At 76.0% G+C, this 15,587-nt stretch carries 13 protein-coding genes; 3 read left to right on the forward strand and 10 right to left on the reverse strand.

Going from position 1 to position 15,587, the window contains the following annotated elements; all coding sequences use genetic code 11:
- Window positions 1-59: 59 nt before the first annotated feature.
- The 4 genes from E5225_RS08835 to E5225_RS08850 form a co-directional block, all read right to left on the reverse strand.
- Window positions 60-446 (reverse strand): hypothetical protein, encoded by a 387-nt coding sequence (locus tag E5225_RS08835; protein WP_135972337.1) that lies wholly within the window; start codon window positions 444-446, stop codon window positions 60-62.
- Complete coding sequence (locus E5225_RS08840; RefSeq protein WP_135972338.1) at window positions 443-802, reverse strand: DUF948 domain-containing protein; 360 nt, start codon at window positions 800-802, stop codon at window positions 443-445. Before E5225_RS08840 ends, E5225_RS08835 begins: the two co-directional genes overlap by 4 nt.
- A 168-nt stretch (window positions 803-970) precedes the next feature.
- Window positions 971-1,597: a 30S ribosomal protein S4 gene (rpsD, locus tag E5225_RS08845; RefSeq protein WP_135972339.1), complete on the reverse strand. Its 627-nt coding sequence runs from the start codon at window positions 1,595-1,597 to the stop codon at window positions 971-973.
- A gap of 311 nt (window positions 1,598-1,908) precedes the next feature.
- Window positions 1,909-3,285 carry a replication-associated recombination protein A gene (locus E5225_RS08850; protein ID WP_135972340.1) on the reverse strand — a complete coding sequence of 459 codons (1,377 nt, stop codon included), beginning with the start codon at window positions 3,283-3,285 and terminating at the stop codon, window positions 1,909-1,911.
- A 90-nt stretch (window positions 3,286-3,375) separates the two neighbouring features.
- Here E5225_RS08850 and E5225_RS08855 point away from each other — a divergent pair, with 90 nt between their 5' ends.
- Entirely contained in the window at window positions 3,376-5,619 is a 2,244-nt protein-coding gene (locus E5225_RS08855; protein WP_135972341.1) for an MMPL family transporter, read from the forward strand.
- 59 nt (window positions 5,620-5,678) lie between these two features.
- Here E5225_RS08855 and E5225_RS08860 read toward each other — a convergent pair whose 3' ends face one another.
- The 6 genes from E5225_RS08860 to E5225_RS08885 all read right to left on the reverse strand — a co-directional run bounded on the left by E5225_RS08860 (window position 5,679) and on the right by E5225_RS08885 (window position 12,456).
- Window positions 5,679-6,473 carry a GNAT family N-acetyltransferase gene (locus tag E5225_RS08860; protein WP_135972342.1) on the reverse strand — a complete coding sequence of 265 codons (795 nt, stop codon included), beginning with the start codon at window positions 6,471-6,473 and terminating at the stop codon, window positions 5,679-5,681.
- Window positions 6,470-8,266, reverse strand: a complete 1,797-nt coding sequence (gene aspS, locus E5225_RS08865) for an aspartate--tRNA ligase (protein WP_135972343.1) — start codon at window positions 8,264-8,266, stop codon at window positions 6,470-6,472. Before aspS ends, E5225_RS08860 begins: the two co-directional genes overlap by 4 nt.
- Before the next feature lie 156 nt (window positions 8,267-8,422).
- Window positions 8,423-9,496: an Rv2578c family radical SAM protein gene (locus tag E5225_RS08870; RefSeq protein WP_135972344.1), complete on the reverse strand. Its 1,074-nt coding sequence runs from the start codon at window positions 9,494-9,496 to the stop codon at window positions 8,423-8,425.
- A gap of 45 nt (window positions 9,497-9,541) precedes the next feature.
- The gene (locus tag E5225_RS08875; protein WP_135972345.1) at window positions 9,542-10,177 is read right to left on the reverse strand and encodes a hypothetical protein; all 636 of its coding nucleotides are present in this window, start codon (window positions 10,175-10,177) and stop codon (window positions 9,542-9,544) included.
- A gap of 5 nt (window positions 10,178-10,182) precedes the next feature.
- Entirely contained in the window at window positions 10,183-11,619 is a 1,437-nt protein-coding gene (hisS, locus tag E5225_RS08880; protein ID WP_135972346.1) for a histidine--tRNA ligase, read from the reverse strand.
- 114 nt (window positions 11,620-11,733) lie between these two features.
- Window positions 11,734-12,456, reverse strand: coding sequence for an MBL fold metallo-hydrolase (locus tag E5225_RS08885; RefSeq protein WP_135972347.1), 723 nt, complete (start codon window positions 12,454-12,456; stop codon window positions 11,734-11,736).
- A 169-nt stretch (window positions 12,457-12,625) separates the two neighbouring features.
- Here E5225_RS08885 and E5225_RS08890 point away from each other — a divergent pair, with 169 nt between their 5' ends.
- Both E5225_RS08890 and E5225_RS08895 read left to right on the forward strand, forming a co-directional pair.
- Entirely contained in the window at window positions 12,626-13,399 is a 774-nt protein-coding gene (locus tag E5225_RS08890; RefSeq protein ID WP_243738100.1) for a peptidylprolyl isomerase, read from the forward strand.
- A complete protein-coding gene (locus tag E5225_RS08895) occupies window positions 13,396-15,507 on the forward strand; it encodes a DUF349 domain-containing protein (protein WP_243738101.1) in 2,112 nt (703 codons plus the stop codon). Before E5225_RS08890 ends, E5225_RS08895 begins: the two co-directional genes overlap by 4 nt.
- Window positions 15,508-15,587 lie beyond the last annotated feature (80 nt).

Below are 15,587 nucleotides of genomic sequence, written 5' to 3' on the forward strand. Positions count from 1 at the left end.
GGTCTCGCGGTGGTGCGGGGCCGGCGGCGCGGTCGGGCCGCGGGGCCGGTGGCGCCCGGTCAGAAGAAGGGGGCGCGCTCGTCGTCGTCGGGGTCCTGCGTGGGGGCGTCGTCCCAGCCGCGCTCGCGCAGGTCGCCGGAGAGGCCACCGGCGCGCGGGGCCCCGCCGAACGTCGCGCGGAGCTCGTCCTTGCGCCGGGGGGCGGAGGCGCGCAGGTCGTCGACGTCGACGTCGCCGACGAGCGCCTCGAGCAGCTCCGCCTCGCGTGCCGCCACGCCGGCGCGGAAGTCGTCGCGGGCGGCGTGCAGCGCGCGGGAGACGCGCGTCGCGCCCTCGACCGCGTCGACCGTCCCGGCCGGCGCCCACGTCTCGACGACGCGTCGGCCGTTGCGCACCACGACCGCGGTCAGGGCGACGCCGACGCCCACCCAGAACAGGCGCTTCACCGCCCGCCCCCGCGCAGCCCGGCGAGCGCGCGGCGCACACCGTAGGAGAAGGCGGCGACGCGCACGAGCGGGCCCCCGACCGTCGCGGTGACCAGCGAGGTCAGGGCGGAGACGTTCTCGCCCACCTGGGCGGCGGCGGTCGTGACGGTGTCGACCTTGTCGAGCTGCGTCGACGACGAGGCCACGAGCTGGGCGGTCTCGTCGAGCACGGGCAGGCTGTGGTCGGTCAGCCGGCGCACGGATGCGCCCGCCTCGTCCAGCACCCGGCCCAGCTTCACGAGCGGCACGGCGAGCACGCCCACGAGCAGCACGAACGCGATGGCGGCGATGAGCCCAGCGATGTCCCCGACGGACATGCCCGTTCCCCTCTCGACACAGGTGGGACGCGTCGGCCGACGGCCGCGCGACCGGGCCACCCTACCCGCGCGGCGGGCGGTGGCCGCGTGCACGAACGCCCCGCGGCGCGGCGCGCGGCGGGGCGTTCGTGCACGACCGGGCCGTGGCCCGGCCGGACTGCAGGTGGGTCAGCGGGCGTAGTACTCGACGACCAGCTGGACCTCGCACGTGACCGGGACCTCGGCGCGCTTGGGGCGACGCACGAGGACGGCCGACAGCTTCTCGAGCTGCACGTCGAGGTAGCCCGGGAGCGTCGGCAGGACGTCGCGGTGCGCGCCGGCGGCGGCGACCTGGAACGGCGTCGTGGCCTGGCTCTTGGGCTTGATCTGGATCGTCTGGCCCTCCTTCACGCGGAAGGACGGACGGTCGACGATCTTGCCGTCGACGAGCACGTGACGGTGCACGACGACCTGACGGGCCTGGAGGATCGTGCGGGCGAAGCCGGCACGCAGCACCAGGGCGTCGAGACGGGTCTCGAGGTCCTCGACGAGGGCCTCACCGGTCAGGCCCGGGGCCTTGCGGGCGTTCTCGTACGCCTTGGCGAGCTGCTTCTCGCGCAGCGCGTACTGGGCGCGCAGACGCTGCTTCTCACGCAGACGGACGGCGTAGTCCGACTCGGTGCGGCGACGGGCGCGGCCGTGCTCACCGGGCGGGTAGGGACGCTTCTCGAAGTGCTTGACGGCCTTGGGCGTCAGGGCCAGGCCGAGGGCGCGGCTCAGGCGGACCTGGCGGCGCGAACGGGTCACACTGCTCACAGCGGTACTTCCTGTCGTGTCTCGTTGACGATCACACCCGCACACCGGAGCAGGGCTCCGGACGGGACGGACTCCCGGCGGGCGTGGGGCCGACCACGGTGCGGCGCGCGTCCCCACCGGGCTGCGGTGCAGACGGGCTGCAGGTGCAGGCGGTGCGGCAGGCGGTGCGTCGCGGGCTAGGGCCCCAGGCGGCCGTCCGCACGCGGCGGACGACCTGCCCACCTTACCTGCTCACCAGGCCCCACCCCAACACGGCGCGGGACGTCGGGCCGCGGCAGCCGCCACCGCGATCCCCGGGGAGGCGCGTCGGGTCACGCCTGGTCGAGGATGCCGCGGATGCGGGCCAGCCGCTCCTGCACCGAGCGCTCGAACCCGCGGTCGCTCGGCTCGTAGTAGCGGGTGCCCGCGAGCTCGTCGGGCAGGTACTGCTGCGGGGCGACGCCGTGCGGCTCGTCGTGCGCGTACCGGTAGCCCTTGCCGTGCCCCAGGGCCTTCGCGCCGGTGTAGTGCGCGTCGCGCAGGTGCGTCGGCACGGAGCCGAGGCGTCCCGCGCGCACGTCCTCGAGCGCGCGGTTGATGCCGACGTAGGCCGCGTTGGACTTGGGCGCGGTCGCGAGGTGCACGACCGCCTCCGCCAGGATGATCCGCGCCTCCGGCATGCCGATGAGCGCGACGGCCTGCGCGGCCGCGACCGCGGTCTGCAGGGCGCTGGGGTCCGCCATGCCGACGTCCTCGGCGGCGGCGATGACGATGCGCCGCGCGATGAAGCGGGGGTCCTCCCCCGCCGCGACCATGCGCGCCAGGTAGTGCAGCGAGGCGTCGACGTCGGAGCCGCGCATCGACTTGATGAACGCGCTGATGACGTCGTAGTGCTGGTCGCCGTCCCGGTCGTAGCGGACGGCGGCGACGTCGATCGCGCGCTCCACCGTCGCGAGGTCGATGTCGGCCGGGGTCTCCACCGTCGCGTCGGGCGCGTCGCCGAGGGCGGCGCCGGCGGCGGCCTCGAGGATCGTCAGGGCCTTGCGCGCGTCGCCACCGGCGAGCCGCAGCAGGTGGTCCAGGGCGTCCTCGGCGAGGCTCACGGTGCCGCCGAGCCCGCGCTCGTCCTCGACCGCGCGCAGCACGAGCGCCCGGACGTCGTCGGTCGTCAACGGCTGCAGCGTGAGCAGGAGCGAGCGGGACAGCAGCGGCGAGTTCACCGAGAACGACGGGTTCTCGGTCGTCGCGGCGACGAGCGTCACCCACCGGTTCTCGACGCTGGGCAGGAGCGCGTCCTGCTGCGCCTTGGTGAAGCGGTGCACCTCGTCGATGAACAGGACGGTCTCGGCGCCCGCGGTCGCGAGCCGGCGGCGGGCGTCGTCGACGACGGCGCGCACGTCCTTCACCCCCGCGGTGACGGCCGAGAGCTCGACGAACCGGCGGCCCGACGTCGCGGCCACGAGGTACGCGAGCGTCGTCTTGCCCGTACCGGGCGGCCCCCACAGCACGACCGACGACGGCGCGGCCCGGCGGGTGGCGTCGTCCGCCGGCTCGACGAGCCGGCGCAGGGGCGAGCCGGGCACCAGCAGGTGCGCCTGCCCGGCGACCTCGGTGAGCGAGCGCGGCCGCATGCGCACCGCGAGCGGGGCGCCGGCGGCGGGGGCCGGCACGCCCTGCGCGGTGGAGGTCGCCGCGTCGAACAGGTCCATGCGACGAGCCTACGGGCGCCCGCCGACGCACCCGTCCCCGGTGGCGGTGTCCGCCCGGGGGACGTGCCGCCGGCCCGCCGACCTGCGACGATGGCACCTGTGTTCGCTCGCCTGGGCCGGGTCGTCGCCCACCACCCCCGCCTCACCGTCGTCCTGTGGCTCGTCCTGACCGTGGCGGGGTACGCCCTGGCCGTGCTAGGCGTGCACGGCCAGGGACTCTTCGACCGGGTCGGCACGGGTGACCCCGGCGTCAGCGGGTCCGAGAGCTCGCAGGGGCAGACGATCCTCAACGACGCGCGGACGTCCGGGCCCGCGGTGACGCTCGTGCTCGACGGCGTCGACCCCGCGGCGCCCGACCTCAGCGCCGCGCTCGACCCCGCCCGGGCGGACCTCGCGGCGGTGGACGGCGTCGCGACGGTGATCGACCCCCTGGTCCTGCCGGGCGGACCGGAGAACCCGGCCGCCGCGCCCCTGCTCGCGGAGGACGGCGAGGGGCTCCTCGTAGTGGTCGAGCTGGAGCCCGACCTCACGGAGAGCGCCGAGACGGCCGCCCTGGACGCGGTCGAGGAGCGGCTGCGCGAGGTCCCGGGCGAGCTGGTCGCCGTCGCCCCCGACGCCACGGGCGTCGTGGGCGCCGAGCACCTCATTGTCGACGAGATCACCCACCAGGTCGAGGAGGACCTGCGCACGGGCGAGGTCGTCGCGCTCCCCATCGCGCTGGCGGTCATGGTGCTCGTGTTCGGCGGGTTCCTCGCCGCCGCGATGCCGATGGCCGGCGCGCTCGCCTCGATCGGCGGCGGCCTCGGCACCGTCCTGGCGCTCACCTACGTCATGGACGTCGACGCGGCGGTCGTGAACGTCGTCACGGTGCTCGGGCTCGGCCTGTCGATCGACTACGGGCTGCTCGTCGTCTCCCGGTTCCGCGAGGAGCTGCACCGCCTCGTCGACGCGGACGGCGGCGCGGGGAGCCGGCGCCGGCGCGGCGACGGCGCGGTGGTGCGGGCCGTCGAGACGACGATGGCGACGGCGGGGCGCACGGTCGCCTTCTCCGCGGTGACGGTCGCGATCGCGATCAGCGGGCTGCTCGCGTTCCGCCCCGAGATCCTGCGCGCCATCGCCGCGGCCGGCGTGCTCGTCCTGGTGGTCGCGGCCGCCACGGCACTCACGCTCGTGCCCGCGCTGCTCACGCTGTCGGGACGCCGCCTCGCACGCCCGGGCGTGCTGGCGCGCGTGCCCGGCGTGCGCCGCCTGCTCGCGCGCGCGTCCGACGTCGACCGTGCGGAGGGTGCGTTCTCGTCGCTCGCCGCGCGCGTCCAGCGCCATCCGTGGTGGGTCATGCTCGGCTCCGTCGCGCTGCTGACCCTCCTCGCGCTGCCCGTGCTGCGCATGGAGCTGCGCATCAGCGGCATCGAGCTCCTGCCCGCCGGCACCGCCCAGCGCGAGTACGTCGCCGCGCTCGAGGAGGACTACGCGGCCGCCGCCTCCCCGCCCGTCACGGTCGTCGCCGCCACCACCCTCGACGAGGCCGCGGCCTGGTCGCAGGAGGTCGCGGCGCTCGACGGGGTGGCCTCGGTCGACCCGCCCGCACCCGCGGGCTCGTACGTGGTCGTCGGCATCCGGCCCGACGCCGACGACCCCGGCGGCGACGTCGCGGTCGACGTCGTGCGCGAGGTGCGCGGGCTCGACGCGCCCTTCGACCGGTGGGTCGTCGGCCAGGCCGCGAGCCAGATCGACTTCACGGACGCGCTCGTCGAACGGGCGCCGCTGGCGCTGACCGTCGTCGCCCTCGCCACGCTGCTGCTGCTGTTCCTCATGACCGGCTCCGTGGTCATCCCCCTCAAGGCGCTGCTGACCAACACGCTCTCGATCCTCGCGTCGCTCGGCGTGCTGGTGTGGGCGTTCCAGGACGGCCACCTCGAGGGGCTGCTCGGGTTCCAGTCGACGGGGGGGATCGAGACCTACGTGCTCGCCCTCGTGGCGGCGTTCGCGTTCGGCCTCGCGATGGACTACGAGGTGTTCCTGCTCGCGCGCGTGAAGGAGCTGCACGACAGCGGCCTGCCGACCGACGAGGCGGTCCGGCTGGGGCTGCAGCGCTCGGGCCGGATCATCACGTCCGCGGCGGCGATCATCATCGTGGTCTTCGCCGGCTTCGTGGCCGGCGACCTCATCGTCATCAAGCAGGTGGGCTTTGCGCTGGCGGTCGCCGTGCTCATCGACGCGACCATCGTCCGCATGCTGCTCGTGCCCGCGACGATGACCGTGCTGAACCGCGCGAACTGGTGGGCGCCGAAGCCGCTGCGGCGGGTGTACGAGCGGTTCGCGATCCTGCACTGAGCGGAGCCTGCACCGAGCGGAGTCTGCTCTGAGCGGAGGCGCCGACCGCGCCTGCGGGCTCAGCGCCGGAAGCCGCCGTCGAAGCCCGGGCGGGCGTACGAGGCGTTCTCCTCGTCGACGCTCAGACCCAGCCGCAGGTACAGCCGCCGGGCCACGTCGTTGTCGGCGTACATGCCGAGCGAGACCCACGCCAGCCCCGAGCCGAGGCCCGCGCGGAGGGCCGTCGCGGCCAGCGCCGCGCCCAGGCCCCGGCCGCGCGCCGACGGCACGACGCCGAGCGCGTGCAGGTGCCACGACCCCCGCCCGTCGAGCGACCCCAGCCGGCGCGTCGCGCCGATGACGCCCACGAGCCGGCCACCGTCGCGCACGCCCCACCAGCCGGCGTCATCCGGCGCCCCGGGCAGCGACCGGGTGCCGGGGTTGGCCTCGGCGAGGCAGGCGACGACCTCGTCGGTCGCGGAGGCGTCGAGCGGGACGACCGCGTCCTCCCCCGCCACCGGCGGGGGCGGCGTGTCGGTCGACATGCGGTCCCACGTCGAGAAGGGCGCGACGCCGAGCGCCGCGAGCGTGCCGGGGTCGACGTCCACGCTGCGCGGCGCCGTCAGCCACGCGAGCGACTCCCCGTCGGGCGCGTCGATCCCCCGGGCCAGCTCCGCGAGCAGCCGGGGAACCCCGGCGCCGTCGCCCGCGCACATCGCGACGAGGCCCGCGTCCGTGCTGCGCACGAGCAGCACGTCGCGGTCGTCGCCGAGCACGCGGGCGTCGCACCAGCGGTCCCGGTCCGCGAGCAGCCAGCGGCGGCTCCGGAACGCGCCCGGCAGCCGGTCGACCAGCCCGTCGGTGGCCGCGATCACGCCGTGGCGGCGGCCGGCCCAGCCGTGTCGCCCGCGGCCGGCCTCGGCTTGGTGTCGACGCCCGTCTCACGCCGCTGCTCGGGCGAGATGGGCGCCGGGGCACCCGTCAGCGGGTCGTACCCGCCGCCCGACTTCGGGAACGCGATGACCTCCCGGATCGACTCCGAGCGCGTGAGCAGCGCCGTGATGCGGTCCCAGCCGAACGCGATCCCGCCGTGCGGCGGCGCACCGAACTGGAACGCGTCGAGCAGGAAGCCGAACTTCTCCTGCGCCTCGTCCGGGCCGATCCCCATGACGGCGAAGACGCGCTCCTGCACGTCGCGCCGGTGGATACGGATCGAGCCGCCGCCGATCTCGTTCCCGTTGCAGACGATGTCGTACGCGTACGCCAGCGCCCGGCCCGGGTCCTCCTCGAAGCGGTCGATCCACTCCGGCGTCGGCGACGTGAACGCGTGGTGGACCGCGGTCCAGGCGCCGCCGCCGACCGCGACGTCGTCGTCCTCGCCCGTCGGCTTGAACAGCGGGGCGTCGACGACCCACACGAACGACCACGCGTCCTCGTCGACGAGCCCGCCGCGGCGCCCGATCTCGAGCCGCGCCGCGCCGAGCAGCGCGCGCGCCTCGGACGGCTTGCCGGCCGCGAAGAACACGGCGTCGCCCGGCTGCGCCCCCACGGCGGCAGCGAGACCCGCGCGCTCCTCCTCGGTGAGGTTCTTGGCGACCGGCCCGCCGAGCTCGCCGTCCGCGCCGACCGTCACGTACGCCAGACCCTTGGCGCCGCGCTGCTTGGCCCAGTCCTGCCAGGCGTCGAACCCGCGCCGCGGCGTCGAGGCACCACCGGGCTGGACGACCGCGCCGACGTACGGCGCCTGGAAGACGCGGAACGGCGTGGTGGCGAAGTAGGACGTGAGGTCGGTCAGCTCGAGCCCGAAGCGCAGGTCGGGCTTGTCCGTGCCGTAGCGCTCCATCGCGTCCGCGTACGTCATGCGGGGCACGGGCGTCGGCACGGTGTAGCCGATGAGCTCCCAGAGCGCGACGAGCACCTTCTCGCCGAGGGCGATGACGTCGTCCTGGTCGACGAAGCTCGCCTCGACGTCGAGCTGCGTGAACTCCGGCTGCCGGTCGGCGCGGAAGTCCTCGTCCCGGTAGCAGCGGGCGATCTGGTAGTACTTCTCGAGCCCGCCGACCATGAGCAGCTGCTTGAACAGCTGCGGCGACTGCGGCAGCGCGTACCAGCTCCCGGGGGCCAGGCGCGCCGGCACGACGAAGTCGCGGGCGCCCTCGGGCGTGGAGCGCGTCAGCGTGGGCGTCTCGACCTCGACGAACCCGTCCGCGTCGAGCACCCGCCGCGCGGCCGCGTTGGCCTTGGCGCGCAGCCGGAGGGCGTGCGAGGGGGCCGGCCGCCGCAGGTCGAGGTAGCGGTGGCGCAGGCGCGCCTCCTCGCCGACCGGCTCGTCGAGCGACGTCGAGACCGGGAACGGCAGCGGCGCGGACTCGTTGAGCACGACGACCTCGTGCGCGACGACCTCGACCTCGCCCGTGGCGAGGTTGGTGTTCTCGTTGCCCGCGGGCCGCCGGCCGACCTCACCGGTGACCTGCAGCACGTACTCGGCACGCAGCCCGTGCGCCACCGCCTCGTCGCGCACGACCACCTGGGCGATGCCCGACGCGTCCCGCAGGTCGACGAACGCCACCCCACCGTGATCGCGGCGGCGGTCCACCCACCCGGTGAGGGTGACGGTGGTGCCGATGTGCTCGGCTCGCAGCGAGCCGGCGGTGTGGGTGCGGAGCACAGCGTGGTCCTTCGTGGTCGAGGGGTACGGGAGCGCCCGACGGACGCCCGCACGATCCTAGTGCGCCGGGCCCCGCTCACCTTCCGGCGACGACGCCGGCGCGGAACGGTGCGCGGACCGGTGCACGGCGACGGTGCGGCACCGCCGGCGCCGCCCTCAGAACAGCGTCGGCACCGCCGGTGCCGGCTCCGGAGCGCCCTCCGGGGACGACGGGCCGCCCGACGCCGCCGGCCACGGCGTCCCCGCCGCCCGCCACGCGCGGTGCTCGCGCGGGTCCGCGAAGCCGTGCCGCGTGAGCAGCGGCGCGACCCGGGCGTCGAGCCAGTGCCGGTACTCGTCGGAGGTGTACGCGCTCCCGCCGTACAACCGCCGGTAGCGCGCCAGCAGGCCCGGGCGGTGCGCGCGCAGCCAGTCCTCCATGAGGGGCTTCACGGCGCCACGCAGGTGCAGCGCCATGACGCTGACCCCCGTCGCACCGGCCTCGGCCAGGGCGCCGAGCAGCGCGTCCAGGTGCTCCTCGGAGTCCGTCAGCCACGGCAGCACGGGCGCGACCAGCACGCCGCACGTCAGCCCCGCGTCCCGCACGGCGCGGATCAGCTCGAGCCGCGCACGGGGCGTCGGCGTGCCCGGCTCCAGGACGCGCTGCAGCTCGTCGTCGACCGTGGCGAGCGAGATGCTGACCGCGACGGACCCACCGCCGGCGGCCACGTCCGCGAGCAGCGGCAGGTCGCGGCGCAGCAGCGTGCCCTTCGTCAGCACCGACAGCGGGGTGCCGGTCGACGCGAGCGCCTCGAGGATGCCCGGCATGAGCCGGTAGCGGCCCTCCGCGCGCTGGTAGGGGTCGGTGTTGGTGCCGAGCGCCACGTGCTCGCGCCGCCACGTCGCGCGGCCCAGCTCGGCCCGCAGCACCTCGACCACGTTCGTCTTCACCACGATCTGGTTCTCGAAGTCGCGGCCCGCACCCAGGTCCAGGTACTCGTGCGTGGGTCGGGCGAAGCAGTAGGCGCACGCGTGCAGGCAGCCGCGCATCGGGTTGACGGTCCAGCGGAACGGGACCGACGACGCCTCGGGCACCCGGTTGAGCGCGCTGCGGCACAGCACCTCGTGGAACGTCACGCCCGCGAAGTCGGGGGTCCGCACGCTGCGGACCAGACCCGGGAGCAGTCGCAGGTCCATGCCGGGCAGCACGCCGTCCGACGCCGCCCCGACCTTCTGACCGTCCCATCGCATGCATGAAGTCGAACACGTGTTCGAACGGGTGTCAACGGGGCCGCGTCAGCCGATCACCACGTGCACGGCGGTCACTGCCGGCTGCGCCGGGACCGACGAGAAGCCGAACCGGACCGCCGGCTCCACGGGGCGCAACGCCCCGAGCAGCCGGTCGCCCCAGCGCGCGTCGACGCCGACCACCGCGTGCTGGTCGTGGGCCGCGTAGCGCTCCGGCGTGCCGTCGTCGCCGGTCCCGCGGGTACGGACGCCCGGCAGCACGACGCCGGCCACGGCCGCCACGACGCCGGCGGTCGCCCCGGCGCGCGTCACCGCGCGGGGCAGCCCGTGGAGCAGGTGCCCGATCGGCGTCCGCGGGCCGATCTCGATCCGGGCGTCCAGCGGACCCGCCTCGACCGTCCAGGTCCGCGCCGCGCGGTCCGCCGCGACGCGCACGTCCACGACGTGCACGGCGTCGAACGTGTACAGCCGCGTGACCAGAGCGGCCACGTCGTCGCTCGGCGCCAGCAGGACGCGCGTGCCGTCCGCACGCTCCACCATGACGTCCGCGAACGCGCCGAGCGGCGAGCTGAGCCAGCGCCCCACGACGAAGCGCGTGCCCTCCTGCGTGCCGACGCCGGCGATGTGCCCGTCGAGCGTCACCCGGTCCGCGGGCGACGGGGGCGCGGAGGAGGCGTGCGTCATGTTCGTCACGCTAGGGCCGTGGGGCGCTCCGCGCTCGGGCCGACGGGTCCGTCAGCCCGCCGCGACGGCACCACGCGGGGCCACAGGTCCTCCGCGGGCGGCGTCCAGGTGCCGGCGTCGGCGGGCACCTGCTCCCCCGACCGGATGTCCTTGACCTGGTCCGCCGCCGACTGCCCCTCGGCCCCGTCCTCCCCGACGAACCACACGTACGGGATCCCCCGCCGGTCGGCGTGCCGGATCTGCTTGCCGAACTTCGCCGCGCTCGGCGCGACCTCGACCGGCACGCCGCGCGCGCGCAGGGCCGCCGCGACGGCGTCCGACCGACCGCGGCGGTCCTCCGAGGTCACAGCGACGAGCACGGCCGACGGGACGGACCGCGTCGCACGCACGAGCCCCGCGCCGAGCAGGCGCGACACGAGCCGCGAGACGCCGATCGACAGGCCCACCCCGGGGTACGTCGTGGCGCCGTCCGACGCCAGCGTGTCGTACCGCCCGCCCGAGCAGATCGACCCGAGCTCCTCGTGCCCGACGAGCACCGTCTCGTACACGGACCCCGTGTAGTAGTCGAGGCCGCGCGCGATGCGCAGGTCGGCGACGACGACGCCCGGGGCGCGCTCGGCGGCCGCCGCCACCAGCGCGCCGAGCTCGGCGAGCCCCTCCTCGAGCAGGTCGGTCGTCGCGCCGTGCTCGGCGGCGAGCGCGCGCACGCGGTCGACGACCCCCGCGTCGTCGCCGCGCACCTCGGCCAGCGCGAGGCACGCCTCGGCCTGGGCGCCGGTCGCGCCCGCCTCGGCGGCCAGCAGCTCCGCCACGACCTCGGGCCCGACCTTGTCGAGCTTGTCGATCGAGCGCAGGACGGCGTCGACGTCCGTCAGCCCGAGGCCGCGGTAGAACCCCTCGGCGACCTTCCGGTTGTTGACGAGGATGCGCACGGCCGGCATGCCGATCGGTCGCAGCGCCGCCAGGGCGTCGGCCATGACGAGCGGCAGCTCGACCTCGTAGTGGTACGGCAGCGCACCCGCCCCGACCACGTCGATGTCCGCCTGCACGAACTCACGGAAGCGGCCGTCCTGCGGGCGCTCGCCGCGCCACACCTTCTGGATCTGGTAGCGCCGGAACGGGAACGCGAGGTGCCCGGCGTTCTCCAGCACGTACCGCGCGAACGGCACCGTGAGGTCGAAGTGCAGGCCGAGCCGGCGGCCCGGGTCCTGCGCGTCGGCGTCCGCGTCGGCGTCCTCCTGCAGCCGGCGCAGCACGTAGACCTCCTTGGAGGTCTCGCCCTTGCGCAGCAGCTGGTCGAGCGGCTCGACCGCCCGCGTCTCGATCCCGGCGAACCCGTGCAGCTCGAACGTGCGCCGCAGCGTGTCCAGCACGTGCTGCTCGACGAGCCGCCCGTCGGGCAGCCACTCGGGGAATCCGGACAGGGGTGTGGGTCGCGCCATGGCCCCGATGATCCCAGACGTGCCGGCCCACCTGCGGCCGCGGCCCGCCCCACGTCCACCTGCCGCGACCGCCGACTGCCGCGACCGCCGACCGGCCGCGCCTGGCGCCGTGCGTCAGCGGGGCCGGACCAGGTACGGGTTCGTCGCGAGCTCGGTACGCACGTCCGTGCCCGGTCCGTGGCCCGGAAGGACGACCGCGTCGGGCGGCAGCGTCGCCACGACGTCGCGCAGCGTCGTCGCCATCGCCGCGTCGTCCCCGCCCGGCAGGTCGGTCCGCCCGATGCTGCCGGCGAAGAGCACGTCGCCGGACAGCACCGTCGGTGCCGCGCCGTCGGTCTCGAGGAGGTAGAGCGTCGAGCCCTCGGTGTGCCCGGGCGCGTGGCGGGCCACGAGGCGCACGTCGTCCCACACCAGCTCCACGTCCGGGGAGCGCGGGCCGGACGACGAGCCGAACACCTCGACGCGCTCCGGCGCGCGCCACGCCGCCACGTCGACGCCGGCACCGGCCAGCGCCTGGGCCAACGGGCCCCGCGGGTCGTGCCGCGGGTCGAGGACACCCAGCGTGCCGAACGGGTCGTCGAGCCGGTACGCGTCGGCGGCGTGCAGCACCACCGGCACGTCCCACGCCGCCGCCAGCCCCGGGGCGTCCCAGGTGTGGTCGGCGTGGCCGTGGGTCGCCAGGACCGCACGGGGCCGCAGGCCGCGCTGCGCGACGAGCGCGCGCACCTGCGGCCCGACGCCCGCACCGGCGTCGACGACGACGCACGACCCGTCCGCGCCGACCACGACCGAGCAGCGCGCGCCGAACACCGGTGCCACCACCGTGAGGATCTCCATGCCTCGCACGCTAGACCGGGCGGGGGCCGCCGTGCGCCGTCCGTGCGACGCTCGTGCCGCACGGCGTATGCGGTCGCCGCGCCGCGCCGCGCCCTGCCTAGACTGTCCCGGGTCCGGCGCGGGTCCGGACGGCGGTGCGGCCACGGGGCCGCCGGCACGACGACGAGGGGTGGCGGTGAACTCCAAGCGCGAGTACGAGCGGCGCCGGTACGAGAAGTGGCAGGCCCGGCAGGCCGCCGCGGACGCACGCCGCAAGCGTCAGCGGGTGATCGCCGCGTCCCTCGTGGGAGCGCTCGTGATCGGCACCGGCGTCGTGGCCGCGTTGACGCTCACCCAGGACGACGCGGCGCCGCAGACCGCGGAGACCGCCACGACGGCGCCGACGCCCGCTCCCACGTACCCCGCCCGCACCGGCAACGGCGGCGTGGTCCCGGACGCGGCCACGGCCGAGGGGCGCACCTGGACCGGGACCATCACGACGTCGGCCGGTCCGGTCGAGGTGGAGCTCGACGGCGCCGCCGCGCCACAGGCCGTCGCCAACTTCGTGACGCTCGCCGCCGAGGGCTACTTCGACGGCACCCTGTGCCACCGTCTCGTCCCCGCGGGCATCTTCGTGCTCCAGTGCGGCGACCCGACGGCGACGGGCACGGGCGGGCCGGGGTACAGCTGGGGCCCGGTCGAGAACGCGCCGGCCGACGACGTCTACCCCGCCGGCACCCTCGCCATGGCGCGCGTCGGCAACGACGCCCAGTCGATGGGCAGCCAGTTCTTCCTCGTCTACGAGGACTCGACCATCCCGTCCGACACGGCGGGTGGCTACACCGTGTTCGGCCGCATCACGTCCGGGTTGGACGTCGTGCAGGCCATCGCTGACGCCGGGACGCAGCCGGGCTCCGAGCGGCCCGTCCAGGACGTCATCATCGAGGGAGTGGAGATCCAGTGACACAGCAGCACACGACGCCGTCCTCGGACGACGCCGACCAGGGTCCCGCCCCCACGGACGAGGCAGCCGACGGGACGTCGACGGGCGCGCAGGTGGCCGCCGACGCCCCGCAGGAGCAGACCGCGACGCCGCACGAGGACGACGGCGACGACACCGCGCAGCCGGCGACCGCCGACCTCGTCACGGACGAACCGGTCGTCGAGGACGCCGCTGCCGCTCCGGTGGACGAGCCCGTCGAGGACGCCGCGCCCGACGCCGTCACGCACGGCTCGCTCGCCGCCGAGATCGACGAGGCGCCCCCGACGCCCGACGACGCACCTGCCGCCGACGCGGCCGAGCCCGCCGACGCACCCGAGCCCGCCGACGCACCTGCCGCCGACGCGGCGGAGCCGGCCGAGGCGCCCGAGCCCGCCGAGGCGCCCACCGCCGACGCAGCTGCCGCCGACGTGGCCGAGCCCGCTAACGCACCCGAGCCCGCCGAGGCGCCCACCGCCGACGAGGCCGAGCCCGCCGACGCACCCGAGCCCGCCGACGAGGCCGAGCCCGCCGACGCGGCCGAGCCCGCTGAGCAGGCGGACGCCGGTGCGGCCGCCGAGCCCACGGACGAGGCAGCGGAGTCCGCCGACGAGGTCGCCGGAGCCACCGACGAGGCAGCCGAGCCCACCCAGCCGACGGACGGCGCGAGCACGGAGCCGGGCGCGTCCGACGACTCCCCCGCGACCCCGACGGCCCCGCGCCCCTCGCCCGCCTCGCTCCGCCACGTCGCGCGTCCCTCGGCGCGTCCGGTCGCCGCGGGCGCACCGGCGGCCGCACCCGTCGCACCGGTGGGCCCGCCGGTCGACCCGGCGGAGGCCGCGCGGGCGGCCGAGTTCGGCCGCGTCGACGAGGACGGCACCGTCTACGTCCGCGAGGCGGCCGGCGAGCGGGTCGTCGGGCAGTTCCCCGGCGCCACCCCGGAGGAGGCGCTGGCCCTGTACGTCCGCCGGTTCCTGGACCTGCAGGCGAAGGTCGTGCTGTTCGAGACCCGGCTGTCGGCCACCGACCTGGCGGTCAAGGAGATCGACCAGACGCTCACCAAGCTCGGTCAGGAGCTGACGGAGCCGGCGGCCGTGGGCGACCTCGACGCGCTGCGCGCCCGCCTCGACGCGCTGCGCGAGCGCGCCGCGGAGCGTCGCGTCCAGGCCGAGGCGGAGCGGCAGGCGGCGCGGGAGGCGGCCGTGGTGGCCCGCACGCAGATCGTCGAGGAGGCGGAGAAGATCGCCTCGACCGACCCGAGCCGGATCCAGTGGCGGCCCGCGGGCGAGCAGCTGCGGGCACTGCTCGAGCAGTGGAAGGACGCGCAGCGCCAGGGCCCGCGCATCGACCGGCCCACGGAGGAGTCGCTCTGGAAGCGGTTCAGCCACGCGCGGACCACGTTCGACCGGGAGCGGCGCCACTTCTTCGCCGAGCTCGAGTCGCGCAACGCCGAGGCCAAGGCCGCCAAGGAGGCGCTCGTCGCCGAGGCCGAGGCGCTCTCCGGCAGCACCGACTGGGGCGCCACGTCGGCGGCGTTCCGCGACCTCATGACGCGCTGGAAGGCGTCCGGCCGCGCGAACCGCCAGGTCGACGACGCCCTGTGGGCCCGGTTCCGTGGCGCGCAGGACGCGTTCTTCGCGGCGCGCGACGCCGCGAACCAGGCGGTCGACGCCGAGTTCCGCGCGAACCTCGAGGTCAAGGAGGCGCTGCTGGTCGAGGCGGAGGCGATCCTGCCCGTGCGCGACCTGACGGCCGCGAAGTCGGCGCTCCGCTCGATCCAGGACCGCTGGGAGACCGCGGGCAAGGTGCCGCGCGCGGACCTGCAGCGGGTCGAGGGACGCCTGCGCGCGGTGGAGTCCGCCGTGCGCGACGCCGAGAGCACGCAGTGGCGGCGCAGCAACCCCGAGACGCGCGCGCGCGCCGAGGGGGCCGCCGCGCAGCTCGAGCAGGCGATCGCCGCGCTCGAGAACGACCTGACGGCGGCGCAGGCCGCTGGGGACCAGCGCCGCATCGCGGAGGCGCAGGCCGCGCTCGACGCGCGCCGCGCGTGGCTCGAGCAGGTCCAGCGCGCGGCGGACGACGCCCGCGGCTGAGCCGCACGGTCCCGGCAGCCGACCGGGGCCACCGTGGGAGGGCGCCCGTCCACAGGACGGGCGCCCTCGGCGCGTCACGA

The sequence above is a fragment of the Cellulomonas shaoxiangyii genome (genome assembly GCF_004798685.1).
GTDB classification, from domain to species: domain Bacteria; phylum Actinomycetota; class Actinomycetes; order Actinomycetales; family Cellulomonadaceae; genus Cellulomonas; species Cellulomonas shaoxiangyii.

Bases quoted from the DNA above. Each gene is read 5' to 3' on its own strand.
- E5225_RS08840 (WP_135972338.1), bottom strand. From the start codon at position 802: ATGTCCGTCGGGGACATCGCTGGGCTCATCGCCGCCATCGCGTTCGTG.
- E5225_RS08850 (WP_135972340.1), bottom strand. From the start codon at position 3,285: ATGGACCTGTTCGACGCGGCGACCTCCACCGCGCAGGGCGTGCCGGCC.
- E5225_RS08855 (WP_135972341.1), top strand. From the start codon at position 3,376: ATGGCACCTGTGTTCGCTCGCCTGGGCCGGGTCGTCGCCCACCACCCC.
- E5225_RS08870 (WP_135972344.1), bottom strand. From the start codon at position 9,496: ATGCGATGGGACGGTCAGAAGGTCGGGGCGGCGTCGGACGGCGTGCTG.
- E5225_RS08875 (WP_135972345.1), bottom strand. From the start codon at position 10,177: ATGACGCACGCCTCCTCCGCGCCCCCGTCGCCCGCGGACCGGGTGACG.
- hisS (WP_135972346.1), bottom strand. From the start codon at position 11,619: ATGGCGCGACCCACACCCCTGTCCGGATTCCCCGAGTGGCTGCCCGAC.
- E5225_RS08885 (WP_135972347.1), bottom strand. From the start codon at position 12,456: ATGGAGATCCTCACGGTGGTGGCACCGGTGTTCGGCGCGCGCTGCTCG.